Source organism: Paraburkholderia aspalathi, from assembly GCF_900116445.1.
Taxonomy (GTDB): Bacteria; Pseudomonadota; Gammaproteobacteria; order Burkholderiales; family Burkholderiaceae; genus Paraburkholderia; species Paraburkholderia aspalathi.
In genome coordinates this window covers 86,269-111,569 of the sequence record NZ_FPBH01000004.1, presented here as the reverse complement: position 1 = coordinate 111,569, position 25,301 = coordinate 86,269, and the positions used below count along the sequence as shown (strand labels likewise).

Below are 25,301 nucleotides of genomic sequence, written 5' to 3'. Positions count from 1 at the left end.
GCTCGCGCAGCCGTCACTCAGGACAGTATTAGAACGTCTCGTGATGCTCGTTGCGGCCCAAGTCCGCATGAACCATCATGTGGCACAGCTGTTCAAGCGTGGTTTCCGGCTTCCAGCCGAGCTTCTCATGCGCCTTGTCCGCGCAGCCGATCAGCAGATCCACTTCCGCCGGGCGATAGAACTTCGGATTCACGCGCACCAGCGTCTTGCCGGTTGCCACGTCGATACCCGTCTCACGTTCTTCCTTGCCCGACCATTCGATCTGATAACCCGCGGCGGCGAACGCCATGCGCACGAAGTCGCGAACCGTCTCGGTGCGGCCGGTGGCGAGCACGAAGGTATCGGGTTCATCGGCTTGCAGCATGCGCCACATGCCTTCCACGTATTCGAGCGCGAAGCCCCAGTCGCGCTTGGCGCTCAGGTTGCCGAGTTCCAGCACGTCCTGTTTGCCGAGCTTGATCTTCGCGACGGTGTCCGTGATCTTGCGCGTGACGAATTCGCGGCCACGTAGCGGCGATTCGTGATTAAACAGAATCCCGCTGCTTGCAAACAGGTTGTACGACTCGCGATAGTTGATGGTCGACCAGTGCGCGAACAGTTTGGCCACCCCATACGGGCTGCGCGGATAGAACGGCGTATCCTCGCGTTGCGGCACTGCCTGCACGAGACCGAACATTTCCGAGGTCGACGCCTGGTAGTAACGGGTCTTCGGATTCAGAATGCGGATGCCTTCGAGCAGATTCAGCGCGCCGATGCCGGTCACTTCGGCGGTCGTCACGGGCTGGTCGAACGAGACCCCCACGAAGCTCTGCGCGGCGAGGTTGTACAGCTCGTCGGCCTGCGCGCCTTCGAGCAGGCGCAGCGTCGAGCCCAGATCGGTCAGGTCGTGTTCGACCAGACGCAGATTCGGATGATCGAGCACGCCGAGCTCACGAATGCGCCAGAAGTTGACCGAACTCGTGCGCCGGTAGGTGCCGGTCACGTGGTAGCCCTTGTCGAGCAACAGTTTGGTCAGATAGGCGCCGTCCTGTCCGGAAACGCCGGTGATGATCGCTTTGCGTGGTTGGCTCATAGCTTGCCTTCGATATTGGTAAAAGAGAAAGAGAAGTGCACTTGAAAAAGGAGCTTCAAAGCGTGCCGTCCAGCAGTCGCCGCACTAGCGGATCGACGACCTGAAAATCCTGTTCCGCCTTGAGCCGGTACAAACCTGGCTTGGGATGCGCGCCGTCGGACATCAGCGTCTTCCAGTCCGGCAGATTGCTGACGTACGCGAACTGATCGACGAGCGGCACCTGCTGTTCGGCGGCCACCCGGCGCGTCATCGCGACCATCGCGGCGAGCCGCGCGTTCAGGTGGTTGTCGGGCATCGGGTTCGAGGTCTGTAGAACCGGCTCCTTGCCAAGCGCGCGGGCGGTTTTCACGAGCGTTGTTTCCGCTGCGTAAAACTGCTCGGGCGTCTGGTTCTGCATCACTTCATTAATGCCGTAGTTGATCAACACAATCTGCGCGGACGAAGCGGCGAGCCGTTCCTGCCACGGCAAGCCGGCGGTCGGGCCGGCGCGGCGGTTGCCGGTGCCGTCGCGCAACTGGCTCGCCATCGTGCCGCCCACGCCGTAATTCGTGACGCGCACCTTTTGACCGTACCTGGCTTGTAACTCGTCCTGCAGATACGACACGGCGTTTTGTGGCTGCGGTCCGCAGTGGCCCTCGCTGCACGTAATGCCGAGCGTGGTCGAATCGCCGTAGGCGTCCACCAGCACCTGCGATGCAGGTCCGCTGGCGTGCGCATCCAGTGTCAGCGAAACCAGCACTGACGCAGCGGCCGACACGCCCGCAGCGAGCCACGCGCGGCGCCTCATGCGCGGCTTTGCGGCGCTCGCGATGCGCCCCCCGACACGCTGCCGGCGGGTGCATGCGCTTTGCCTGCCGAGCCGAAGATCAAACGTTTTTCGAACGCGAACCACGTGATGCTGGCGTAGGCGAGGGTGATCGCGAGTGCCAGCGCCGCGGTCAGATAGCGGTTCAGATGCAGCGGCCACAGCGTGTACAGCACGCTCAGGTGAATCAGATAGATCGTGTAGCTGATCGTGCCGATATAGACCAGCACGGGGTTGCACAGCAGCCGCTTGACGATGCCCTTGCTTTGCAGGGCGATGACCACGACCGAAGTACAAAGCACCAATGAAACGCTGTAGAGCGCGGCATTCGATAGCGGCGTATTGGCCGCCCGGAACCGCGGATAGTGCAGATGCAGCCATGCCAGCACCGCGAGCGCGGCTAAAAAGCCGAGCACGGCTAGGCCCTTGAACGGCTCGAGTGCGTTGCGGTCGCGCCGTACGGCGACGGCGAGCAATGCGCCGGCGGCCAGCAGGTCCATGCGGAACGGCGTCAGGTAGTAGATCGGCCAGAACGAATCGAACCAGGGCGTGGCGACCGCGCGCAGCACCGGCACCAGCACGATCAACGCAGCCGCCACGTAGCCGAGCACGCGCTCGGGCAGCAACAGGATCACGAACGGCCAGAAAATATAGAACTGCTCTTCGACCGCCAGCGACCACAGCACATTCAGGCTGTCGTGACCGCTTTGATTGAGCGCGTCGCCAATATTGGTCGCGAAGAACGCATACCACTGCCAGTGCTGCGCCCAGCCGATGCCGAACAGAATCGACGACACCACCATCAGCAGCAGATAAGGCGGCAGGATGCGCCGCGCCCGGCGTGCATAGAAATAGCCGAAATACGACTGCTGGCGCGCCTTGCGCTCGAGCAGGATGCCGGTAATCAGGAAACCGCTCAAAACAAAAAACAGATCGACGCCCATCCACAGCGGCGCTTTCAAGGCGTGCTGGGCGAATACCGCGAGCACGGCGATGGCGCGCAAGCCGTCGAGCTGCAGGATGCGGCGAGAGTGAGAAGGCGCTAAGGGCAGTGCGCTAGCAGTCATGAACCGTCCATGGTGTGAAGCGGATGGGCCGGGCGAAGGATCGCGCGAGTCGTCTCAAGTCAGGAACAGGGCTTGAGGGCAAGAGCGCGCTCGCTTCGCATCGCAACGGAAGTGCATTCGATTCTAGGGAAAATAAATTGATGAAAAAACGGGAATGAAATGGATAAATGAATCAGATTGCAACAGGGTGTTTCGTTATCCATTCGCAATAGATTTTTATGCTTGTGTCTTGTGGCTGTCGTAATCCGTAAGAAGTGCAGCCGGAGTCAGGCGGCATCGGTAAGGATGGGGCGCCAAGGCGCCGCGGGACCCCGCCGTGCACGGCCATTTTCATTTAATCGATTTTTAAATCATTTTCTTTCACGACGCTTAAAGCGTCGAATATTTTTGAATTATTTTCGATTTTCGTCGCGGCATTCTTTCCGCGTAATGTGAGCCGTGTGGACGGGGGCCGGGGATGGCGCGTGCGTCACGCGCCGAGCGCTCGTATTCGACCGGGTTCGGGCTGCGGCGAATCTGCGCTCAACGCCCCTTCTTATACGTCGTGTCTTGCGGGAATCAGTCTCGTGTTCTTGCGTCGCTTCTAGCGGCCCCAGCTGTCATCTCATTGGATTTTGCATCCGCGCGGGTTTTTACCCCATCGCGGCACGGCCCTGATTGGAGGAATAACTTTGGCCCGTTTCACGTTCAAAACCTGGTTTGCTGTGTTTGCCTATGCGGCCGGAATGACGGCGGCATCGGTCAGCTTCACGGCATCCGCGGAAACCGCCTTGAACGCGAAAAACTCCTGGATCGGCAACACCTTCGGTTTCGGCGATGGCACGTGGACGCAGATCAACATCACCGCCATCGCGGTCGCGCCCGACGGCAAGGTCTATACGAACGCGCCGTGGGACGAAAGCGGCGCCGAAGCGAGTGTCTACCAGAACGGCAAGATGCTCGGCTTCGCGGGCGGCACGCATGGTTGGGGCAACGCTGGCGGCAGCGCGATCGCGGTGAATCGGAAGTACGCCTTTGTGGCGATCCAGGTTGGCAACGAGAAAGGACGTCTGGTCGAGCAGGGCGTGTGGCCGGAGAAGGGTAAGCAATGGTTCGGCATTTCGCGCAGGCAGATCGCCGATCCGAAGCGCGCCGCGCCGTTCCAGCCGGCCGCGAAAAGCGCCGACCCGCATGCGCAACTGGCAGCGGGCTTTCTGATGATGAACGAAGTGCCGACCGGCACGAGTGCCGAAATCGGCGGTTTGGCAGCGAATGACACGACGCTTTACGCGGCGAACACCGCGCGCGATCGCATCGAGGTGTATGACGCGGAATCGATGCAGCAGAAAACAACCTGGACCGTGCATGAGCCGGGCCGTATCGCGTTAGCGCCTGACGGCACGCTCTGGGTTTTGACCGGCACGCGCAACGATAAGACGCCGCAGGTGGAGCACTACACCGCCGCGGGCAAGCGCATCGACGAAACGTTCACGTTGCCCGCCGATACGGTGGCGGTCGATATCGCTTTGGATGCACAAGGCCGCGTTCTGATCGCGGACAACGGCCCGCGCCAACAGGTGCTGTTTTTCAGCAAGAACAACGGCCGTTATGCCGAGTCGGGCTCGCTCGGTGAACGCGGCGGCATTTTCAGCGGTACGCCCGGCAAGCCGGGGCCGCAGCGCTTCAATGGTTTGACCGGTGTGGGCGTGGATGCACGCGGCAACGTCTATGTGTCGACCAACGGCATCGGTCCGCGTTACGACCCGATCGGCGCGGGCCTCGGCGCCACGCTCGAGAGTTACGCGCCGGACGGCAAACAGAACTGGCAGGTGCAAGGATTGTTATTCGTCGACGGCGCGTGGATCGATCCGTCGCGTCCGGACAGCGTCTATACGGGCAACAAGCGTTTCGAACTCGATCTCTCGAAGCCTGCGGGGCAGGACTGGAAATACGCGGGCTTTCTGTCGAACCGCTTCAAGTATCCCGACGACCCGGTCTTTCACACCGACCAATATCCCGGCTTGCCGATCGCTCGCAAGCTCAAGGGCCGCACGTTCCTGTACTTAACCGACATGTACGCGGATCACCTGAAGATCTATCGTTTCGACCCGCAGCACGACGGCGAGACTGCGATTCCTTCGGGCTTCATCGCCGGGCGTGAGCGCGCGGTCTCCAAGGTGCCGAATGCGCCGCCGGGCGGCGACTGGATCTGGCGCGACGTGAACGGCGACGGCAAGTTCAACACGGACGAATTCACGCTCAACACAAGCGGCACGAAGCTCGCGGGCGGCTGGGGCTGGTGGGTCGACAGCGCCGGCGACATCTGGCGCACCCGCGATAACAAGGGCATTTATCGCTTCCGTTTCGGTGGACTCGATGGGAAGGGCAACGCCATCTACTCGTATTCGAACCTGACGCAGTATCCGGTGCCGCAGCCGTTCACCGAACTGCATCGCGCGATCTATGAGCCCGAGACCGACACGATGTACGTGACTGGCTATACGCCCGATACGTCGGTGGATCGCGGCTTCTGGAAGGAAGTGGGCCGCGTGCTGGTGCGCTACGACAAATGGTCGAGCGGCAATCCGGTGCAGCGCTATTCGATCACGCTGCCGTGGACCACGCAGACCAAACCCATCGCCACGATCATCGGCCTAACCGTCGAAGGGCAATACATCTTCGGCGTGGAACCGGTCGGCGCGGTGCACGTGTGGGACAAGGACAGCGGCAAGGAGATCGGTGTGATCCGTCCGGGTCCGGAAGTGGGCAGCGCGTCGGGCTGGGTCGACGTACCCAACGGCATCAGCGCCGCGAAGCGCAGCAACGGCGAGTACCTCGTGTTCGTCGAAGAAGACGCCCGCGGCAAAGTAATGATGTATCGCTGGAAACCATGACACAACGTATGGCATGACCGCTTTCTTCGTAATACCAGGCAAATGTAGTCAAACCCAAGGCATCCGATGGACAAAGGCATTCTCAAGAACGTAGCGATCAACTTCTTCGGGCTGGTGCTGCCGACTTTCGTCTCGCTCGTGACCGTGCCGTCGTATATCAAGCTGCTCGGTGTCGAGCGCTACGGCGTGATCAGTCTCGTGTGGACCCTGATCGGCTACTTCGGGATTCTCGATCTCGGCATGAGCATGGCCGCGCAGAACCACATCTCGAAGGCGCGGGCCTCGGGCGACAAGGGCGAGAGCGCACGCGTGTTCTGGAGCGCGACGTGGCTCAATCTCGCGACCGGTGTGATCGGCGGCCTGATCATCTATTTCGGCGCGTTTCTGTACACCGCGTACTTCACCAAGGTGTCGCCCGAGTTGCAGCATGAGGTCTATATGGCGCTGCCGTGGCTCGCGGTGGCGATTCCGATTGCCAACGTGTCGTGGGTCTTCGCCGGTGCGATCAATGGCGCGGAACGCTTTGGTGTCTACAACACCAATCAGACGATCGGCACCTTCCTGTTCCAGTTGCTGCCGCTCGGCGCCGCGCTGTGGCTGGGGGCGACCTTGCAGAACGTGCTCGCTGCCGCGGTGTTCGCGCGGATTCTCGCGGCGATTCTGCTGGGCCGCTCCGCACTGAAGGTACTGGAGATCCGCAGCATTCTGCCGCCGCAACTCGGCGTGGCGAAGGGGCTCTTCAACTTCGGCGGCTGGATGCTGATTGCGAGCGTCACCAACATGATCGCCGAATCGCTCGACCGCGTGATGCTCGGCACAAGTCTCGGCGCGCGTTTCGTTACGTACTACACCGTGCCGCAGAACCTCGTGACGCGTCTGAATATCGTGCCGACCGCGCTGGTGCGTACGTTGTTTCCGCGCCTGTCAGCCGTGGGCCGCGCGGATGCGGACACCATCACACAACAGTCGCTCGAATTCCTCAATGGCGTGTTCACGCCGGTCGCGCTGGTCGCGATGCTGGTGCTCGAACCGTTTCTGCATCTGTGGGTCGGCAATGAGATCGCCACCGTGGCCGCGCCGGTGGGCCGGATCATGATCGTCGCCGTGTGGCTCGTCGGCCAGGCGAACGTGACGCGGATTCTGATCCAGTCGCAGGTCAATCCGGCCACCGCCGCGCGCGTCGGCCTCTTTGAATTGCCCTTGTTTGCAGGGGCATTGTGGCTCGGCATTACCCATTTCGGTTTGACGGGCGCGGCGATGGCCGTGGCCGGCCGGGCGCTGTTCGATTACGCCGTGCTGCTGCGCCTGTCGGCGATTCGCGCCCGCCAGATCGCGCTCGACATGCTCGCCCACCTCGCTTTTCTGCTGGCCAGCCTGTGGCTTGCCAGCTTCCTGCCGAGTCTCGCCTTGGCGATCGTCGCCGGCCTGTTGATGGTTGGCGCGAACGTCGCCTGGTCGATCACGATGACACCCGCTTTGCGCGATCTTGCGCGTTCACTGCTGTTGCGACTGAATCCGAGGAAAAGCGCATGAACCACGAAGTCCTTGAAGAAGCCGTGCTGCAACCTGCGACGCGCAGCGCACTGGCTGAACTCACCACCGTTCCCGGTGTTCAGGCGCCGTCGCGCCGCTCGGCGTTGCGTAGCGACAAGACGGTGCGTGTCGCGATCGTGCACGACTGGCTCGTTACCTATGCGGGCGCCGAGAAGGTGCTCGAGCAGATCGTTGCGTGCTTTCCGGACGCGGACCTGTTCAGCCTCGTCGATTTTCTCGACGATCGCAGCTTCCTGCGCGGCAAGCCAGTCACGACCTCATTCATCCAGAAACTGCCGCTTGCACGGACCAAATACCGCACGTATCTGCCATTGATGCCGCTCGCAATCGAGCAGCTCGACGTGTCGGCCTACGACGTGGTGATTTCCAGCAGTCACGCGGTGGCGAAGGGCGTTCTGACCGGCCCCGATCAGGTGCATATCAGCTATGTGCATTCGCCGATTCGTTATGCGTGGGATCTGCAGCATCAGTACCTGCAGCAGTCGAAGCTGACCGCCGGGCCGAAGTCCGCGATGGCGCGGCTGATCCTGCACTACATCCGCAACTGGGATATCCGCACGTCGAATTCGGTAGACGGCTTTGTTGCGAACTCCGATTTCATCGCGCGACGGATCAGGAAGGTTTATCAACGCGAAGCGCAGGTGATCTTTCCGCCCGTCGATGTCGAAGCGTTTGCGCTGTGCACCGACAAGGATGATTTCTATCTGACCGCCTCGCGGATGGTGCCGTACAAGAAGATCGATCTGATCGTCGAAGCGTTCGCGCAGATGCCGGAGCGTAAGCTCGTGGTGATCGGCGACGGCCCCGATATGCAGAAGATCCGCGCGAAGGCAGGGCCGAATGTCGAGATCATGGGCTACCAGCCGTTCAAGGTGCTCAAGGAAAAGATGAGCCGCGCGAAGGCGTTCGTGTTCGCCGCGGAAGAAGACTTCGGCATTTCGGTGGTCGAAGCGCAGGCCTGCGGCACACCTGTGATTGCCTACGGCAAGGGCGGGGCGCTTGAAACCGTGCGCGATCTGTCCGAGTCCAAACCCACCGGCATGTTCTTCGATGAGCAGAATGTCGAGTCGATCGTTGCGGCGGTCGAGCGTTTCGACGGCCACGTGAAGCGTTTTTCGCCGGCGGATTGCCGCGCGAATGCCGAGCAGTTTTCGGCCGCGAATTTCCGCGAACGTTTCTTCGCCCACGTGCGGGCTTCGGTGCCGGCATTGCGCTCAGCGACGTTGCCGACGTACATCCCCTACAAAGCAGAGCCGGGCGCCAACGCGCCGCGCATTCTCGCGGTCGACCAGAGCGGCGTGCTCGGCGGCGCTGAGTTATCGCTGCTGGAAATCGTTAAAGCTTTGCGCTCGCGCATCGAAGTCGTGCTGTTTGACGATGGTCCGTTCCGCACCGCTCTGGCCAAGGCCGGCGTGACGGTCAACGTGCTGGAAGCCGGCGCATTGCGCAACGTTCGCAAGCAGGGCGGCTCGTTGCCGAAGGGGCAGGCACTCAAGGGCCTGACGTCGCTCGTGCGCGCCACCGCGAAACGCGCGCGCGACGCCGAGGTGATCTACGCGAACACCCAGCGCGCGATGGTGATCGGCGCGATTGCCGGCAAGCTGGCCAGACGGCCGGTGGTCTGGCACCTGCGCGATATCGTGAGTTCCGAGCATTTCGGCGGCAAGCAACTGGCGATCATCAAGTGGTGCGCGCGTCTCGGCCTCACGCACGTGATCGCCAATTCGGCGGCCTCCGCTCACGCCTTCGCGGAACTCACGCACTTCGACAAAAAGCGTATCGACGTGGTGTTCAACGGTATTTCCGCGACGCCCTTCGACGCGTTGCGCACGGTCCCGCAAGCGACCCTGCGCCAGCGCCTGAACCTGCCGCAGGATGCGTTTCTGGTCGGTTCGTTCAGCCGCCTCGCGCGCTGGAAGGGCCAACACGTGCTGCTTGAAGCGATGGTCCTCAATCCGCAGATGCATGCCGTGCTGGTGGGTGCGCCGCTGTTCGGCGAGGACGCGTACGAGATCGAGCTGCATGCGTTCGTCGCCGCGCACAACCTGGGTGGCCGGGTGCATTTCCTCGGCTTCCAGCACGACATTCCGGCCTGCATGTGCGCGGTCGATGCCGTGGTCCATACGTCGATCACGCCGGAGCCGTTCGGTCGCGTGATCGTCGAGGGGATGCTGGCGCAGCGGCCGGTAGTGGCGGCACGCGCAGGCGGCGTGCTGGAGATCATCGACGATTACGAGAATGGCGTGCTATGCACCCCCGGCGACGCGCATGGCCTCGCCGACACGCTCGCCGAGCTGCGCTCGAACGACGACCTGCGCAACAAGCTGGTCAGAAACGGCTATCAGACGGCGCTGAGCCGGTTCGGGACGGCAACGTATGTGGAAGGTGTCGAACGGATTCTGAAGCGCGTGGCGGGGCGTTGAGGGGCTTGTGCGGGCGCTTCTTGAGCAGATGAACGTGCGAAGTGATTTAACGCGGGGGTAGGCAGGGACTCGGCCAGTCTTTGTCGTTAGCGCAGCGGAGCGAAAGTCCTGAGGACTTCCGCTCCGTTTTTTTCGCGCGACACACAGGCTATGCAACCGACCGGCTATGCAACCGGGTTATACAACGTGGTCCCGGCGGCACGGCTTCTTCACATTGTCGAAGGAGAAACCTGTTTCTGAACTGAACAGTGTGTTTCTCCGACCTTTCTCTTACATCGCTCTCAGGCTGGCTTCACTACGTTCTTCGGTTTGAAACTCGCGGACCACTTCATCGCCGGCAGTTCGACCAGCCGGTAGAACACGTAGGCCACCGGCACGGCCACCAGCATGTAGCCGAACGACGGCCAGATCGACATCTGCAGCGACGAACGGAACAGGATCGACGACAGCAGCACGAAGATGGGCAGATGGATCAGATACAGCGAGAAGCTGAAATCGCCGAACCGTGACAGGAGGCGCACGCCTGGGGTATCGGCCTTATCAGCATTAGGGCGCTCCAGCGCCTTGTACAGGTAGAAGGCAAAGCCGACCGCCCACAGTTGGAATGCCCCGTACTGGCCGAAATGAAACGCCGCGCAGCCGAGCGCAATGAACGCCGCGGCGAGCACGTAGAGCCAGACCGACGAACGCGCCTCCGGCGTGCTACGGGCCTTCGCGTCGGCGATCCACGCGCCGAGCGTCCACGAAAACCAGTAGGACGTGAAGAACTGCAAATCGTGGCGTTCGAGCACATAGGCGGACACCACATTGATGACAGCGACGATCGCCAGCACGGAAGTCATGCCCAGACGCCGGCGCAGCGCGAATAGCAGCGGATAGATCGCGTAGAACTGTACTTCGAGCGATAGCGTCCAGAGCGCGCCGTTCGACCCAAACGTCTTGCCGGCCACCCCTTGCAGCGAAAACAGGTTGACGAGGAAGGCCTGCAGGCCGATCTCGCGAATCTTGTGGTTGACCGGCGGCAGCTGCAAGCTGACCCAGTCGAGTGCAAAGGTCAGCACGAGCGCCGCCAGCAATACCGGATAAATACGTGCGAAACGGCGGATCCAGAAATTGCCGGTGTCGAGCCGGTAGTCGGGATGTTTTGCCAGACGTAGCGCGCCGCCGCGATGAATGCAGTAACCGCTGATCACGAAGAAAATCGGCACGCCGGCCGAGCCCCACGCAATCGGGAAGGTCAGGTAGGCGGCGATCGTACTCAGACTGAAAGAATGGCCGACGCTTTGGTGAAAGGTTTGCATGCCCACCCATTCGACCTGGCGGCAATGAAAATAGGCGACCAGAAGCGCGGCGAAGCCCCGCATGGCGTCGATTACATGTTCCTTGCCGGCGCTCTCGGCGCGCGCTTCGCTCTGCGCGCGCGGCGCGGCGGCCTTTCGTGACGGGGAAAGGGGCAGGGATGAGCCGGCGGCATCCAGTGCTGAGTCGCTCATACGCGGTCCTTAATCTGAAGGAAGAAAAAGCTTATTCCGCGGGCACGCCGTGCGCGCCCGCGGTGCATCACATGCTAGTGCACAGCGGAGGTAAAAAAACGATAAAAAATTGCGTGGCAAATCGAATTAAATGGCGATTTTGTGACGAAGTGTAATTCCGCATAAGTACTTGCTACATCGAATTATTTACCGCTTTTGTTGTGCTAATTTAAAGCACGGATTCTCTTGACCAGAGGTGAAGTCATGAACCTGCATTTACTCGCCGGCATTGCCGTGCTGCTGATCCTTGTCGCCGCCTCCGCCTACCGCGAGGCGCTGCGCAACGAGCCGATCCGCCGTTTTCGGATGAACCCGGGCAAGCTGCCCCAGATCGACGAGAACGAATGAGCGGTGCCCGGGGGCGCTTTCGTGCATCCACGATGCGCCCCCGGACGAGCTTGAGATGGCCCGTGATCCGCTTCGCCGGATACGTAAAATTTTCGGAATTTCAGAAAATAATTCGACACCGATACGTAATTGTTTCCTGATGCATGCCACGATCCGGAATATCGAAAGCCAATCGATTTATTTATTTGGATCGAGAAAAATTAACGCACGAAATGGATTAATTTTTTTGTTAGTCTTTTCTGCGACATCGAGTGGCCGCGAGGCCCGCGAACACACTAATTTCTAACCGATGTGGGAATGCCTACCATGCTGAAAGTCACCAAAGCCGTGTTTCCCGTAGCGGGCCTCGGGACACGCTTTTTGCCGGCTACCAAAGCAAGCCCCAAGGAAATGCTGCCGATCGTCGACAAGCCGCTGATTCAATACGCGGTTGAAGAGGCGATTGCCGCCGGCATCACCGAGATGATCTTCGTGACGGGCCGCAGCAAGCGCGCTATCGAAGATCATTTCGACAAGTCCTACGAGATCGAAGCCGAACTCGAGGCACGCAACAAACAGAAGCTGCTCGACCTCGTGCGCAGCATCAAGCCGGCTAACGTCGACTGCTTCTATGTGCGTCAGGCCGAAGCCCTCGGTCTGGGCCACGCGGTGCTGTGCGCCGAGAAACTGGTGGGTGACAGCCCGTTCGCCGTGATTCTGGCGGACGACTTGCTGCACAGTTCGAAGCCGGTGATGAGCCAGCTTGTCGACACCTTCAACCACTATCACAGCTCGGTGATCGGCGTCGAAACCATCGCACGCGAAGACAGCCGTTCGTACGGCGTCGTGGATGGCCGCGAGTGGGAAGACAATGTGATCAAGCTGTCGGGCATCGTCGAAAAGCCGGCGCCGGACAAGGCGCCGTCGAACCTCGGCGTGGTGGGCCGCTATGTGCTGATGCCGACCATCTTCAAGCATATCCGCGCGCTCAAGCCGGGCGCGGGCGGTGAGCTGCAATTGACCGACGCGGTGCAATCGCTGCTGACCGAAGAGCAGGTGCTTGCGTACCGCTACTTCGGCACACGCTTCGATTGCGGCAGCAAGTTGGGCTATCTGAAGGCGACCGTGGAATTCGCGCTGCGCCATCCGGAAGTGAAGGCGGAATTCGAAGCGTATTTGCAAACCTATATGCAGGCGAATATGTCGGCCGGCGTGCCGGCGCAGTACACGGCTGAAGCAGCTTAAGGTGTAGGAAACTCTTCACGCAGAAGCAACGCGCAGCACTATCGCGCAAATTAAAACGGGCGCCGCATGATGCGGCGCCCGTCTTTCTATCTGGCCTGCTTATCTGACCGGCTTTTCTGGCCGGATTTGCTGCTGGTACCCAGATCACGCGTAAAAGGCCTTTACTGCGCCTTCTTCACTTCCAGACGGAACTTATGCAGCAACGGTTCCGTGTAGCCGCTCGGCTGTTTACGTCCTTCGAACACCAGCGCCTGCGCAGCCTTGAACGCCAGCGTGTCGAAGCCCGGCGCCATCGGCTGGTAGTGCGGATCGCCCGCGTTCTGCTCGTCGACCACCTTCGCCATGCGCTTGAAGGTCTCTTCGACCAGCTCGCGCGTGACCACGCCGTGATGCAGCCAGTTCGCAATGTGCTGGCTGGAGATACGCAGCGTGGCACGGTCTTCCATCAGACCGACGTTGTGAATGTCCGGCACCTTCGAGCAGCCCACACCCTGATCGACCCAGCGCACCACGTAGCCGAGAATGCCCTGAGCGTTGTTCTCAACTTCGCTGCGGATCTCATCCGCATTCCACTTCGCTTCGGCAACGACTGGAATCGTCAGCAGGCCGTCGAGCAGTTCGTCGCGAACCTTCGAGTAGTCGGTGCGTTCGAGCTCCTGCTGAACCGCCTGTACGTCGACCTGGTGATAGTGCAGCGCATGCAGCGTCGCGGCGGTCGGGGAGGGCACCCATGCGGTGTTCGCACCGGCCTTCGGATGCGCGATCTTCTGTTCGAGCATGGCGTGCATCAGGTCCGGCATCGCCCACATGCCCTTGCCGATCTGCGAGCGGCCACGCAGGCCCGCGCTCAAACCGACCAGCACGTTGCTGCGCTCGTACGCGGCAATCCATGCGCTCGACTTCATGTCGCCCTTGCGCATCATCGGGCCGGCTTCCATCGCCGTGTGCATTTCGTCGCCGGTGCGGTCGAGGAAACCCGTGTTGATGAACGCGACACGTTCGGACGCTTCGCCGATACAGGCGAGCAGGTTGACGCTGGTGCGGCGCTCCTCGTCCATGATGCCCATCTTGATCGTGTTGCGCGGCAGCTTCAGCAGGTCTTCGACGCGCGCGAACAGTTCGCTCGCGAACGCGACTTCGGCCGGGCCGTGCATTTTCGGCTTCACGATATAGATCGAACCGGTGCGCGAATTCAGTTTGTGCTTGCGGTCGTGCAGCGCGCACAACGTGGTGATGACGCCATCGAGAATGCCTTCCGGAATTTCCTTGCCGTCTTTCGTCAGCACGGCCGGATTCGTCATCAAATGGCCGACATTGCGGATGAACAGCAGCGAGCGGCCATGCAGCACGACTGGCGCTGTGCCGTTCGCGGCGGTGTACACGCGATCGGCGTTCAGACTGCGCGTGAAGGTCTTGCCGCCCTTCGTGACTTCTTCCGTCAGGGTGCCGTTCATCAGGCCGAGCCAGTTGCGATAGAGCTGGACCTTGTCGTCCGCATCCACGGCTGCAACGGAGTCTTCGCAGTCGATGATCGTGCTCACCGCGGCTTCGACCAGCACATCCTTCACGTGCGCCGAATCGGTCTTGCCGATCGAATCGTTCGCGTCGATCTGGATTTCGAAGTGCAGGCCGTTGTGCTTCAACAGCACGGCGGACGGTGCGCTCGCGTCGCCCTGATAGCCGATGAACTGCGCCGGCGTTTTCAGTTCGGTCTTGCCGCTCTTCAGCGTGACGACGAGCTTGCCGCCTTCGACGCTATACAGCGTGGCGTCGACGTGCGAGCCGTTCGCGAGCGGGGCGGCCTGGTCGAGAAACTTGCGGGCATAAGCGATCACTGCGGCGCCGCGCACCGGGTTGAAGGCTTTCTGCTTTTCGGCGCCGTTGGTCTCGGGGATCGCATCGGTGCCGTAGAGCGCGTCGTACAGACTGCCCCAGCGGGCGTTAGCCGCGTTCAGCGCATAGCGCTGATTCGAGAGCGGCACGACGAGCTGCGGGCCGGCCTGTTCGGCGATTTCGGTGTCCACTTGGTCGGTCGTGGCTTTGACGCTCGCCGGCGACGGCACGATGTAGCCGATGCCTTCGAGGAAGGCACGGTACGCGCGCAGATCGCGCACCGGACCCGGATTGGCGCGATGCCATGTATCGAGTTCGGTTTGCAGGCGGTCGCGCTCGGCCAGCAGCGCACGGTTTTTCGGCGCCAGCTCATGCACGAGTGCGTCGAAACCTGACCAGAATGCGGCGCTGTCGATTCCGGTGCCGGGCAGGGCTTCGGTTTCGACGAACTGGTCGAGGTTGGCGGCGACTTGCAGTCCACCGCGCGTGTTCATCTGAGTCATCGACTGCTCCATCCTTGAATGGGACCGATGAGGGGGCATCGGTCCGTGTTGTGTTTCGTTTTTATTGCCGCCGCTTTGAACGGATTCCGAATGGCTCCGGACTTAAGCGGCGATTGCCTGAATACCGGCCTTGGCGATCTGCGCGTCCTGATCCGACTTGACGCCCGACACGCCGACCGCGCCGACCACCTGGCCCTCGACGATCACCGGCACGCCGCCTTCCAGCGTGCCTTGCAGCGGCGCGCTCAGGAATGCCGTGCGGCCGTTGTTGATCATGTCTTCGTATACCTTGGTTTCGCGGCGGCCGATCGCCGAAGTGCGGGCTTTTTCCGTCGCGATGTACGAACTGGCCGGCGCGCTGCCGTCCAGACGCAGCATGCCGAGTTGATGGCCGCCGTCGTCGACCACCACGATGGCCACGGCCCACTGGTTCTTCTCGGCCTCCGCGCGGGCGGCTTCGAGAATTCGGGTCGTTTCGGCAACGGTCAACACGGGTTTGCTCAGCATAATGAATTTCCTGTTTCGTTTATGGTAGGGATGCTTCTACAAGTTCAATCCTGTAACGCACCGGAGTGTGCCCGGCGCCGGCTCTGTCGTTGCCCGAGCGGTTCGATTGGGGATTTTACGTCCAAGCGTGGCCGGAAGAAACGACCGCATCGCCCGGCCGGTTTCAGGCCGCATGGCAACTCCCGCCGGATTCGCGATCGCGTGGCGCAAACTCTTGCTCAGCAGGCGTTTCGGGGCGGGCCGCTCAAGAGGAAGCTCGATAGGCCGCTCAAGTTCGGCGCGACCAATGTCCGGCAGCACGCGCCAGCGCTTTACAATCGGAGTTCAACACAAAAAGCGCGTGTTTCCCACACCACCCACACTATGCCTACCATCAGCGAGCTTTTCGTCTATCCGATCAAATCCTGCGCCGGCATTGCGTTGAACGAGGCGCGCCTGCTCGCCACCGGCCTCGAATACGATCGATACTGGATGGTGACCGACCCGAGCGGCGCGATGCTCACGCAGCGCGCGTATCCCCGCATGGCGCTGATCAGGGTCGAGCTCGGCGAACATGAGCTCGTGATCCGCGCGCCGGGTATGAGTGAGTTGCGCACGCCGCTCGACGCCGCCGGGCTCAGCGCTCCGCACAAGGTGCAAACCGTGGTCTGGCGCGACGCGGCTTACGGACTCGACACCGGAGAAGAGAGCGCAGCATGGTTTTCGGCGTTTCTCGGCGTGCCGTCGCGGCTTCTGCGCTTCGATCCCGAACGCGAACGGCAGGTCGATCCGGACTACACCGCTAGCGTCCCCGGGGCCACCACGTATTTCGCCGATGGTTTTCCGCTGCTGGTGATCGGCCAGGCCTCGCTCGACGATCTGAACGTGCGCCTGAACAGCAAGGGCGCGCCGTCCATTCCGATTGACCGGTTTCGCCCGAACGTCGTGCTGACAGGGCTCGAAGCGTACGAAGAGGACTATGTCGAGAGTCTGAGTGTCGGCGGTGCGGCGGAGGAGGCCGTGGAACTGAAACTGGTCAAGCCGTGTGCGCGCTGTCCGATGCCGACCGTCGATCAGGCAAAGGGCGCGCCGGATCCCGATTGGCCGAACGAACCTACGGATACGATGAGCGTCTACCGGGCGAATCCGCAGCGGGATGGGGCGGTGACGTTCGGCAACAATGCGCTTGTCGCGCGCGGGGCTGGGGCGTGGCTGCGCGTCGGTCAAACGGTCAACGCTGAATTGGGCTTTGGCGATTAATGCCGGCCGCGCCCGGTCAGCGCCGCGAGGATTACCGGCATCGGCACGGGTTTGACGAAGTGATGATTGAATCCGGAGCGTAACGACTCGCGCCTGTCCTCGTCGCGCGCGAGGCCGGTCACGGCGACCAGCATGGGCGCCGGCGTGTCGGCTTCATGGCGGATGCGCCGGGCGACCGCGCGGCCATCGAGACGCGGCATTTCGACGTCGAGCAGCGCGGCGCCCGGATGCCACGCGCAATACTGCGCGAGCGCGTCGAGGCCGTTGCGCGCGGTCCGGATGTCGAAACCGTGTGCGCTGAAATAGAGTACGTAGGCGGCCAACAGATCCGGATCGTCGTCGGCGATCAGGAGGCGGGCGGCATCATAAATGGACATCCGGCTTCTCCAGGTTGCGTACCTTGTATTGAGCAATTTGGGGTCCCGATAGAATCGAAGCCCTTTATTCTGTTTTTTCGCTCATTCCAGCAAGGTATTTGGCGCGGCTTTCGTACGAATGAGTTACCACCCGGGGACGACGAGGAAGCGCGAATCGCACGGGATAGCGCCGCGGGCAGCCGCATTCACGCCGTGTCCAAGGTCCTGCGTCTGATCTGCAAGAACACCCGGATGGGCTTTGCCGCCGCCGGTCTATCACGGCTGTCACACAGCGCGGATCTACAACCTGGGTAGGTACATTTCCGTACCGATCGGTCAGATCGTGCGCGGTAAGTCTCGCCCAGTGCCGCGAAACGCTGCCCGCACGTACACGGTGCTGCGTCGCACCATCCCTGTGCCTCGCTGCATCAAGACGTGCCCCACATCCTGCTGACAGCAGACCCGTGTCATATGCCGCAAAGCCCCGTCCCACGGCGCCACAGCGGGAATTTCTCTCGATTGGCACAAGCTTTGCATTAAGCCCTGCCAGCGGATCAACGTGGATCCGTCGCGAGTGCAACAACAAAGTACTCGCCGCAGCACAGGTCAGGACAACGGCGTCCCCCGAACTCAGTCATCGACTGGGTTCGCGGGACGCCGTTTTTATTTCCGGAATCGCTTTCGCGCAGCAGCCAGCCGGCAGCGATTCGAGCCCAGCACATTGAGGAAGCCGCGGTCATGAAAATCATCGTTATCGGTCACGGGATGGTCGGCCACAAACTGGTTGAATGCCTCGCACAAGATGCGGCGCATGGCCTCGACATCACCGTGCTGTGCGAGGAATCACGCCCTGCGTACGACCGCGTGCACCTGTCCGAATTCTTCGCGGGTAAAACGGCGGATGATCTGTCGCTGGTCGAACCGGGTTTCTTCGAGCGCCAGAACGTTTTGCTGAAGCTCAATGCAAAAGCCGTGGCGATCGATCGCGACGCCCGCACCGTAACGGTATCGACCGGCGAGACTCTGCCGTACGACAAGCTGGTGTTCGCTACGGGTTCCTATCCATTTGTGCCGCCCGTGCAAGGGCGGGAGCGCGCCGACTGCTTTGTCTACCGCACCATTGACGACCTCGAAGCGATGCAGGAATGCGGCGCCCGTTCGAAGACCGGTACGGTGGTCGGCGGCGGCCTGCTCGGTCTCGAATGCGCGAAGGCGTTGCGTGACATGGGGCTGGAAACGCACGTGGTCGAGTTCGCGCCGCGCCTGATGGCGGTGCAGGTCGATGAAGGCGGCGGCCGTGTGCTGCGCGCGAAGATCGAGGAACTCGGCGTGACGGTGCACACGCAGAAGAACACCTCGGCGATTGTCGATGGCGAGTCGGGCACGCATCGCATGCAATTCGCCGACGGCAGTCACCTCGACACCGACATGATCGTGTTCTCAGCGGGCATTCGTCCGCGTGACGATCTCGCGCGCCAAAGCGGGCTCGCGCTAGGCGAACGCGGCGGCATCGTGATCGACAACGCGTGCCGCACCAGCGACCCGCACATCTACGCGATCGGCGAGTGCGCGCTGTGGGAAGGCAAGCTGTTCGGCCTCGTTGCGCCCGGCTATGAGATGGCGCGCGCGGTGGCGAAGCAACTGCACGGCGACTCGGCGGAATTCGCCGGCGCCGACATGAGCACCAAGTTGAAACTGATGGGCGTGGACGTCGCGAGTATCGGCGATGCGCATGGCAACACGCCGGGCAGCCGCGCCTATCAGTTCAGCGACGAACGCAAGCAGATCTACAAGAAGCTGGTGGTGTCCGAATGCGGCAAGTATCTGCTCGGCGGCGTGATGGTCGGCGATGCGAGCGAATACGGCACGCTGCTGCAGATGATGCTGAACCGGATCGAGTTGCCGGCGTCGCCCGAATTCCTGATCCTGCCTTCGTCCGACGGTCAAGCGAAACCGGCGCTCGGCGTCGAGGCATTGCCCGCCGGCGCGCAAATCTGTTCGTGCAACAACGTCTCGAAGGGCGACCTGTGCGCCGCCGTGTGCGCGGGCGCGACCGACATCGGCGCGTTGAAGTGCGCGACCCAGGCCGGCACGTCGTGCGGCGGCTGCGTACCGCTCGTCACCCAGGTGATGAAGGCCGAGATGAAAAAGCAGGGCCTCGCGGTCAATAACCACGTGTGCGAGCACTTCCCGTATTCGCGCCAGGAGCTGTATCACCTCGTGCGCGTGGAGGGTGTGCGCAGCTTCGGTGAATTGCTGTCGAAGCATGGTCACGGCCTCGGTTGCGACATCTGCAAACCGGCGGCGGCGAGCATTCTCGCGTCGTGCTGGAACGAATTCGTGCTGAAGAAGGAGCACGCGGCGCTGCAGGACACCAACGATTACTACCTCGCCAACATCCAGCGTGACGGCACCTATTCGGTCGTGCCGCGCATGGCGGGCGGAGAAGTGACGCCGGATGGTTTGATCGCCGTCGGTCAGGTGGCAAAGAAATACGGCCTTTACACCAAGATCACCGGCGGTCAGCGAGTCGATCTGTTCGGTGCGCGCGTCGAGCAACTGCCGTTCATCTGGGAAGAACTGATCGCCGCAGGCTTCGAGTCAGGCCACGCCTACGGCAAGTCGCTGCGCACCGTGAAGTCGTGCGTCGGTTCGACATGGTGCCGTTACGGCGTCGGCGATTCAGTGGGCCTCGCGGTCGAACTCGAGAACCGCTACAAGGGCCTGCGCACGCCGCACAAGATCAAGTTCGGCGTATCCGGCTGCACTCGCGAATGCGCGGAGGCGCAGGGCAAGGACGTCGGCATCATCGCCACCGAGAAGGGCTGGAATCTCTACGTCTGCGGCAACGGCGGGATGAAACCGCGCCATGCCGAACTGCTCGCCTCGGACCTCGATAAGGACACGCTGGTGCGCTACATCGACCGCTTCCTGATGTTCTACGTGCGCACGGCGGACCGTCTGCAACGCACCAGCGTATGGCGCGACAACCTTGAAGGGGGCTTGGACTATCTGATCGACGTGGTCGTCAACGATCGTCTGGGCGTAGTCGCGGAACTCGAGGTGGAAATGCAGCACGTGGTCGACACCTACGAATGCGAATGGAAGCGGGCCGTCACCGATCCGGAAACGCGTAAGCGCTTCCGTCACTTCGTCAACAGTGGCGAGCCCGACAGCAACGTCACCTTTGTCGAGGAACGCGGCCAGATCCGGCCCGCGACGGTGGCCGAGCGGCTGTCGAAGCTCACGTCGATTCCCGTGGTTGTCGAGACCGTCTAATTTTTTTGCGCTATTCACCGAGGACTTCCGCCATGAACCTTGACCGCCTGCCGCTCGCCTGGACGCCGATTTGCCCGCTCGACGACATCGTCCCCAATACGGGCGTCTGCGCGCTTGTCAACGGCGAGCAGGTAGCGGTATTTCACGTAAACAACGGCGACGCGCACAGCGCTGTGTATGCGATCGAAAACTATGATCCGGGCTCGCAAGCCGCGGTGCTCTCGCGCGGATTGATCGGCAGTCTCGGCGAGCGCCTCGTGGTTGCTTCGCCGATTTACAAGCATCACTTCGATCTGCGTACCGGCGAGTGCCTCGAAACGCCGGCGTATTCCGTTAGCGCGTTCGCCGCGCGGGTGGAAGACGGGCAGGTGTGGGTCGCGGCCTGAGTTGCTGATTTCTCTTTGTGTCTATTCGAACGACGTCGCGCTCCATGTCTTCCTCTAGCGTAAAAACCGTGTGCCCCTACTGCGGCGTTGGCTGCGGAATGGTGCTGCACGTCGAGGACGGGCAGGTCGTCAAGATCTCCGGCGATAAAGAGCATCCGGCTAACTTCGGGCGGCTCTGCACGAAGGGCCAGTCGGCGCACGTCGCGTTGCGCAAGTCGGGCCGTCTGGAGGGCGCGTTCGTGCGTCATGCGCGCGACCAGGATCCGACGCCGCTACCGATGGCGCAGGCGATCAGCACCACGGCGGCGCGTTTGCGCGGCCTGCTCGACGAACACGGACCGGACGCGCTGTCGTTTTACGTCTCGGGGCAGATGTCGATTGAGGCGCAGTACCTCGTCAACAAGCTCGCCAAGGGTTTTGTCGGCACCAACAACGTCGAATCGAATTCACGTCTGTGCATGGCGAGCGCGGGCAGCGGCTACAAGCTTTCGCTCGGCGCGGACGGCCCGCCGGGATCGTACGAAGACATCGACCACGCCGACCTTTTCTTCGTGATCGGCGCGAATATGGCCGACTGTCATCCGATTCTGTTCCTGCGCATGATGGATCGCGTGAAGGCGGGTGCGAAACTTATCGTGGTCGATCCGCGTCGCAATACGACGGCTGACAAGGCGGATCTCTTCCTGCAGATCAAGCCGGGCACCGATCTGGCGTTGCTGAACGGCTTGCTGCATCTGCTGCACGAAAACGGCCATACGGATGCGGCCTTTATTGCGGACTTCACGGAAGGCTGGGACGGAATGCCAGCCTTTCTCGCGGACTACACACCAGAGAATGTGTCCGCGATTACAGGCCTTTCTGTAGAAGATATCCACCGGGCCGCGCAAATGATCGGCGCCGCGCCGGAGTGGATCAGCTGCTGGACCATGGGCCTGAATCAAAGCACGCATGGCACATGGCACACGAATGCGATCTGCAATCTGCATCTGGCGACAGGCAAGATCTGCCGCCGCGGTAGCGGTCCGTTTTCGCTGACGGGTCAGCCCAACGCGATGGGCGGCCGTGAAATGGGCTACATGGGGCCCGGTTTGCCCGGACAGCGTTCAGTCCTGGTCGAAGAAGACCGTGCGTTTATTGAGGACCTGTGGGGCATTCCGAAGGGCACGTTGAAGACTGAAGTCGGCAACGGCACGATCGATATGTTCACTCGCATGGCTGCGGGCGAGATCAAGGCGTGCTGGATCATCTGCACGAATCCGGTGGCGAGCGTTGCGAATCGCCAGAATGCCATCGCCGGATTGCGTGCGGCCGAACTCGTGATTTCGCAGGATGCCTTCCTCGACACCGAGACCAATCGTTACGCCGACGTGCTGTTGCCCGGCGCGCTGTGGGCGGAAGCCGAAGGCGTGATGATCAACTCCGAGCGCAACCTGACGCTGATGCAGAAGGGCATCGAACCGCCGGGCGTTGCGTTGCCGGATTGGCAGATCATCGCGCGTGTCGCGTGTGAAATGGGTTTCGCCGAAGCGTTTACCTACGCAAGCGCCGAAGAAGTTTTCGCGGAAATTACGCGCGCATCGAATCCGAAAACCGGCTACGACCTGCGCGGCGCGAGCCATCGCCGTCTGAAGGAAACGCCGTTGCAATGGCCGCTCGCCGCTGACGATGCCGCCGACCGCAATCCAGTTCGCTACATCAACGACGGCGTCAGCCAGGCGCTGAAGCAACTGCCCAACGGCCGCCTTCCGCGGCTCGTGTTTCCGACGGCGAGCGGCAAAGCTATGTTCTTCGCCCGCGCGTTTGCCGCCCCGGCCGAGCTGCCCGATCGGGAATTTCCGATCGTGTTGAATACGGGCCGCTTGCAGCATCAATGGCACACCATGACCAAGACCGGCAAGGTCGCGATGCTTAACAAGCTGAACCCGGGACCGTTCGTCGAGATTCATCCCGAAGACGCGGCCACGCTTGGCATCAAGGCAAAAGATCCGGTTGAAATCCGTTCGCGCCGCGGACGTGCCGTGTTGCCGGCGGTCGTTACGGAGCGTGTGCAAGCAGGGAACTGCTTCGCGCCGATGCACTGGAACGACGTTTTCGGCGACGACCTGTGCATCAACGCAGTGACGAGCGACGCCATCGATCCGGTCTCGCAGCAGCCCGAACTCAAATTCTGCGCAGTCGCGCTCAGCCCGGTCGCGATCGACGCCCGTGAGCCGGTTTCGAATGCGGACGACGAGACGCTGAGCGACGCGCCCATGGTTACAGCCGACACTGCGCCGGCAAGCGCTATATCGGCGAACGTCGAGGATCTGGACATGCCCCGTATCGATGCCCTCACTCGTCTGTTGCAGCTTCCGCCGACACCCGCGCCGTCGTTGACCGATGCCGAGCGGATGTATCTGGCCGGTTTCGTCAGCGGCCTGCGTTCGACGGAAGGGCCGGGCATCGACGGCGTGCCGGTTCTGCCAGCCAGTGCACCGTTTGATCCGGCGAGCCGCTTGTACGTGGATGGTTTGCTGGCCGGACTATATAGCCGCAGTGGGACCCAGGCGGCCGTACCAGCCTCCGCGCGTGCCACCTTGCACTCAGATGAGGCACATGCGTCCGGTGTGCGTATCTTGCGCGTGCGACCCAAAGTCACTTTGCTGTGGGCCTCGCAAACCGGCAACACCGAATCGCTGACCGAACGTTATGCCACACGTCTGATGGAGTCCGGCTTTGAAATCCGCACGTCATGCATGGCGGACTATCAGGCCTCGGCGCTCGCGAAAGCGCAATACGTGCTGCTGATGTCGAGCACTTTCGGCGACGGCGATCCACCCGATAACGCGCAGAGTTTCTGGAGCGAACTGATCGGCGATGCAGCACCGCGTCTCGAAGGCCTGCGCTACGCCGTGCTCGCGCTGGGCGATCGCAACTACGATCAATTTTGCGGTCACGGCCGCCGCCTCGATGAACGTCTCGCCGCGCAAGGCGCGCAGCGTCTGATGGATCGTGTCGACTGCGACAGCGAGTATCAGGAGAATGCCGACGCGTGGCTCGAAAGCATCATCGTGCACATCAAGGAAGCAGATGCGGCGCTGCATGCAGTGCCTCCTGGCGGCATGATCAACGCCGTGGTATCCGGCGCCGTGCCGACCCGGACGCGTCCGGCCGCATCGCGTCTCGTCAGGAACCTGCAACTGAATAAGCAGGGCGCCGCGAAGGATACGCGCTACTTTTCGTTGAGCACGGGCGACTCGGGCCTCGAATACGAAGCCGGCGATGCGCTGGGTGTATGGCCGAGCAATTGTCCCGAACTGGTCGACGAATTGATCGACCTGAGCGGTTTGAGTGCCGACGCGGCCGTGAACGTATCCGGTGTGGGCGACATGCGCCTCGCCGACGCACTCGGCAAGCACTACGAAATCGCGCGTCCCAGCCCCGACGCACTGGCATTCATCGCTGCGCGAAGCAGCAACGGCGCATTGCGCGATCTGTTGACGCCCGCACGCAAAGCCGATCTCAAACACTGGCTGTGGGGCCAGCAACTCGCCGACGTGCTCCACGAATTTCCCGTGGACCTGACTGCCACGGAATTGACCGGCATGCTCAAGCGCCTGCAGCCACGGTTGTATTCGATTGCATCGAGCCCGAAAGCACATCCTGGCGAAGTTCATCTGACGGTTGCCGCGGTTCGCTACAGCAATGGCCGCCGCAATCGCAAGGGCGTCTCGTCGACGTTTTTGGCCGACCGCGCCGGCGATGTGAATGTGCCGGTATTCGTGCAGAAATCCGCACACTTTCGGCCTCCTCATGTTTCGGACACGCCGATCATCATGGTCGGTCCCGGCACCGGCGTCGCACCGTTTCGCGGCTTTCTGCACGAGCGGCGTGCACGCGGCGATAAGGGTCGCAACTGGCTGTTCTTCGGCGAACAACATGCGGCGACGGATTTCTACTATCGCGACGAACTGGAAGCGATGCGCGACAGCGGTCTGCTGACCCGCCTCGATGTCGCTTTCTCGCGCGATCAAACGGAGAAGGTTTACGTGCAGGACCGCATGCGCGAGCAGGGTGCGCAACTGTGGGCATGGCTCGAAGAAGGTGCGCATTTTTATGTCTGCGGCGACGCAAGCCGAATGGCCAGAGATGTCGATGCGACGCTCAAGCATGTGGTCGCTCAACACGGCGGCATGAGCGAAGAAAAAGCCGCTGAGTATGTGAGCTGTTTAGCGCAGGAAAAGCGCTACGTACGCGACGTTTATTGATTTTTAAAGCGGCCGGCTCAGACGCGGCATCACGGTTTCAGAGAGTACGCAGT

The 25,301-nt window shown here is 61.8% G+C and carries 16 protein-coding genes; 9 read left to right on the top strand and 7 right to left on the bottom strand.

The genetic code is table 11. The features are described from left to right. Positions 1 to 28: 28 nt before the first annotated feature. The 3 genes from gmd to BM438_RS07875 are packed head-to-tail and all read right to left on the bottom strand — an operon-like array spanning position 29 to position 2,944. Positions 29 to 1,072 carry a GDP-mannose 4,6-dehydratase gene (gene gmd / locus BM438_RS07885; RefSeq protein WP_093633741.1) on the bottom strand — a complete coding sequence of 348 codons (1,044 nt, stop codon included), beginning with the start codon at positions 1,070 to 1,072 and terminating at the stop codon, positions 29 to 31. A gap of 55 nt (positions 1,073 to 1,127) precedes the next feature. Beyond that, a complete protein-coding gene (locus BM438_RS07880; protein WP_093633740.1) occupies positions 1,128 to 1,859 on the bottom strand; it encodes an SGNH/GDSL hydrolase family protein in 732 nt (243 codons plus the stop codon). Beyond that, positions 1,856 to 2,944, bottom strand: a complete 1,089-nt coding sequence (locus BM438_RS07875; RefSeq protein ID WP_093633739.1) for an acyltransferase family protein — start codon at positions 2,942 to 2,944, stop codon at positions 1,856 to 1,858. The genes BM438_RS07880 and BM438_RS07875 overlap by 4 nt, the downstream gene beginning before the upstream one ends. A 671-nt stretch (positions 2,945 to 3,615) precedes the next feature. Here BM438_RS07875 and BM438_RS07870 point away from each other — a divergent pair. The 3 genes from BM438_RS07870 (at position 3,616) to BM438_RS07860 (ending at position 9,794) form a co-directional block, all read left to right on the top strand. Then, entirely contained in the window at positions 3,616 to 5,817 is a 2,202-nt protein-coding gene (locus BM438_RS07870) for an NHL repeat-containing protein (RefSeq protein ID WP_093633738.1), read from the top strand. A 66-nt stretch (positions 5,818 to 5,883) separates the two neighbouring features. Beyond that, positions 5,884 to 7,350, top strand: coding sequence for a flippase (locus BM438_RS07865; RefSeq protein WP_093633737.1), 1,467 nt, complete (start codon positions 5,884 to 5,886; stop codon positions 7,348 to 7,350). Next, complete coding sequence (locus BM438_RS07860) at positions 7,347 to 9,794, top strand: glycosyltransferase family 4 protein (protein ID WP_093633736.1); 2,448 nt, start codon at positions 7,347 to 7,349, stop codon at positions 9,792 to 9,794. Before BM438_RS07865 ends, BM438_RS07860 begins: the two co-directional genes overlap by 4 nt. Before the next feature lie 281 nt (positions 9,795 to 10,075). Here the strand turns inward: BM438_RS07860 and BM438_RS07855 are convergent, their stop codons facing one another. Then, positions 10,076 to 11,287 (bottom strand): acyltransferase family protein, encoded by a 1,212-nt coding sequence (locus tag BM438_RS07855; protein ID WP_093633735.1) that lies wholly within the window; start codon positions 11,285 to 11,287, stop codon positions 10,076 to 10,078. 243 nt (positions 11,288 to 11,530) lie between these two features. On the opposite strand from BM438_RS07855, the gene BM438_RS45420 reads away from it, so the two are divergent. Continuing rightward, on the top strand, positions 11,531 to 11,674 hold the full coding sequence (locus BM438_RS45420; protein ID WP_167378338.1) for a hypothetical protein: 144 nt from the start codon (positions 11,531 to 11,533) through the stop codon (positions 11,672 to 11,674). A 306-nt stretch (positions 11,675 to 11,980) separates the two neighbouring features. Further along, positions 11,981 to 12,898, top strand: a complete 918-nt coding sequence (gene galU, locus BM438_RS07850) for a UTP--glucose-1-phosphate uridylyltransferase GalU (RefSeq protein WP_093634048.1) — start codon at positions 11,981 to 11,983, stop codon at positions 12,896 to 12,898. 161 nt (positions 12,899 to 13,059) lie between these two features. On the opposite strand, the gene BM438_RS07845 is transcribed toward galU, so the two are convergent. Further along, a complete protein-coding gene (locus BM438_RS07845) occupies positions 13,060 to 15,234 on the bottom strand; it encodes a malate synthase G (RefSeq protein WP_093633734.1) in 2,175 nt (724 codons plus the stop codon). A 102-nt stretch (positions 15,235 to 15,336) separates the two neighbouring features. Next, positions 15,337 to 15,741: a heme-binding protein gene (locus tag BM438_RS07840; protein WP_093633733.1), complete on the bottom strand. Its 405-nt coding sequence runs from the start codon at positions 15,739 to 15,741 to the stop codon at positions 15,337 to 15,339. Positions 15,742 to 16,104: 363 nt separating this feature from the next. Here BM438_RS07840 and BM438_RS07835 point away from each other — a divergent pair, with 363 nt between their 5' ends. Next, positions 16,105 to 16,980 (top strand): MOSC domain-containing protein, encoded by an 876-nt coding sequence (locus BM438_RS07835; RefSeq protein ID WP_093633732.1) that lies wholly within the window; start codon positions 16,105 to 16,107, stop codon positions 16,978 to 16,980. Here the strand turns inward: BM438_RS07835 and BM438_RS07830 are convergent. After that, complete coding sequence (locus tag BM438_RS07830) at positions 16,977 to 17,357, bottom strand: response regulator (protein WP_093633731.1); 381 nt, start codon at positions 17,355 to 17,357, stop codon at positions 16,977 to 16,979. The genes BM438_RS07835 and BM438_RS07830 overlap by 4 nt on opposite strands. A gap of 717 nt (positions 17,358 to 18,074) precedes the next feature. Between BM438_RS07830 and nirB the strand changes: the two genes are divergently transcribed. Genes nirB through BM438_RS07815 form a run of 3 tightly spaced genes read left to right on the top strand, consistent with a single transcriptional unit; the run spans position 18,075 to position 25,248 of the window. Continuing rightward, positions 18,075 to 20,615 (top strand): nitrite reductase large subunit NirB, encoded by a 2,541-nt coding sequence (gene nirB / locus BM438_RS07825; protein ID WP_093633730.1) that lies wholly within the window; start codon positions 18,075 to 18,077, stop codon positions 20,613 to 20,615. Positions 20,616 to 20,647: 32 nt separating this feature from the next. Then, positions 20,648 to 21,001, top strand: coding sequence for a nitrite reductase small subunit NirD (nirD, locus tag BM438_RS07820; RefSeq protein ID WP_093633729.1), 354 nt, complete (start codon positions 20,648 to 20,650; stop codon positions 20,999 to 21,001). Positions 21,002 to 21,045: 44 nt separating this feature from the next. Beyond that, the gene (locus BM438_RS07815) at positions 21,046 to 25,248 is read left to right on the top strand and encodes a bifunctional nitrate reductase/sulfite reductase flavoprotein subunit alpha (RefSeq protein WP_093633728.1); all 4,203 of its coding nucleotides are present in this window, start codon (positions 21,046 to 21,048) and stop codon (positions 25,246 to 25,248) included. The last annotated feature ends 53 nt before the right edge of the window (positions 25,249 to 25,301 follow it).

What these genes read in the sequence shown, in the direction of transcription:
- gmd (WP_093633741.1), bottom strand. Translation starts at nt 1,072, where the DNA reads ATGAGCCAACCACGCAAAGCGATCATCACCGGCGTTTCCGGACAGGAC.
- BM438_RS07880 (WP_093633740.1), bottom strand. Translation starts at nt 1,859, where the DNA reads ATGAGGCGCCGCGCGTGGCTCGCTGCGGGCGTGTCGGCCGCTGCGTCA.
- BM438_RS07875 (WP_093633739.1), bottom strand. Translation starts at nt 2,944, where the DNA reads ATGACTGCTAGCGCACTGCCCTTAGCGCCTTCTCACTCTCGCCGCATC.
- BM438_RS07865 (WP_093633737.1), top strand. Translation starts at nt 5,884, where the DNA reads ATGGACAAAGGCATTCTCAAGAACGTAGCGATCAACTTCTTCGGGCTG.
- BM438_RS07860 (WP_093633736.1), top strand. Translation starts at nt 7,347, where the DNA reads ATGAACCACGAAGTCCTTGAAGAAGCCGTGCTGCAACCTGCGACGCGC.
- BM438_RS07855 (WP_093633735.1), bottom strand. Translation starts at nt 11,287, where the DNA reads ATGAGCGACTCAGCACTGGATGCCGCCGGCTCATCCCTGCCCCTTTCC.
- BM438_RS45420 (WP_167378338.1), top strand. Translation starts at nt 11,531, where the DNA reads ATGAACCTGCATTTACTCGCCGGCATTGCCGTGCTGCTGATCCTTGTC.
- galU (WP_093634048.1), top strand. Translation starts at nt 11,981, where the DNA reads ATGCTGAAAGTCACCAAAGCCGTGTTTCCCGTAGCGGGCCTCGGGACA.
- BM438_RS07845 (WP_093633734.1), bottom strand. Translation starts at nt 15,234, where the DNA reads ATGACTCAGATGAACACGCGCGGTGGACTGCAAGTCGCCGCCAACCTC.
- BM438_RS07840 (WP_093633733.1), bottom strand. Translation starts at nt 15,741, where the DNA reads ATGCTGAGCAAACCCGTGTTGACCGTTGCCGAAACGACCCGAATTCTC.
- BM438_RS07835 (WP_093633732.1), top strand. Translation starts at nt 16,105, where the DNA reads ATGCCTACCATCAGCGAGCTTTTCGTCTATCCGATCAAATCCTGCGCC.
- BM438_RS07830 (WP_093633731.1), bottom strand. Translation starts at nt 17,357, where the DNA reads ATGTCCATTTATGATGCCGCCCGCCTCCTGATCGCCGACGACGATCCG.
- nirB (WP_093633730.1), top strand. Translation starts at nt 18,075, where the DNA reads ATGAAAATCATCGTTATCGGTCACGGGATGGTCGGCCACAAACTGGTT.
- nirD (WP_093633729.1), top strand. Translation starts at nt 20,648, where the DNA reads ATGAACCTTGACCGCCTGCCGCTCGCCTGGACGCCGATTTGCCCGCTC.
- BM438_RS07815 (WP_093633728.1), top strand. Translation starts at nt 21,046, where the DNA reads ATGTCTTCCTCTAGCGTAAAAACCGTGTGCCCCTACTGCGGCGTTGGC.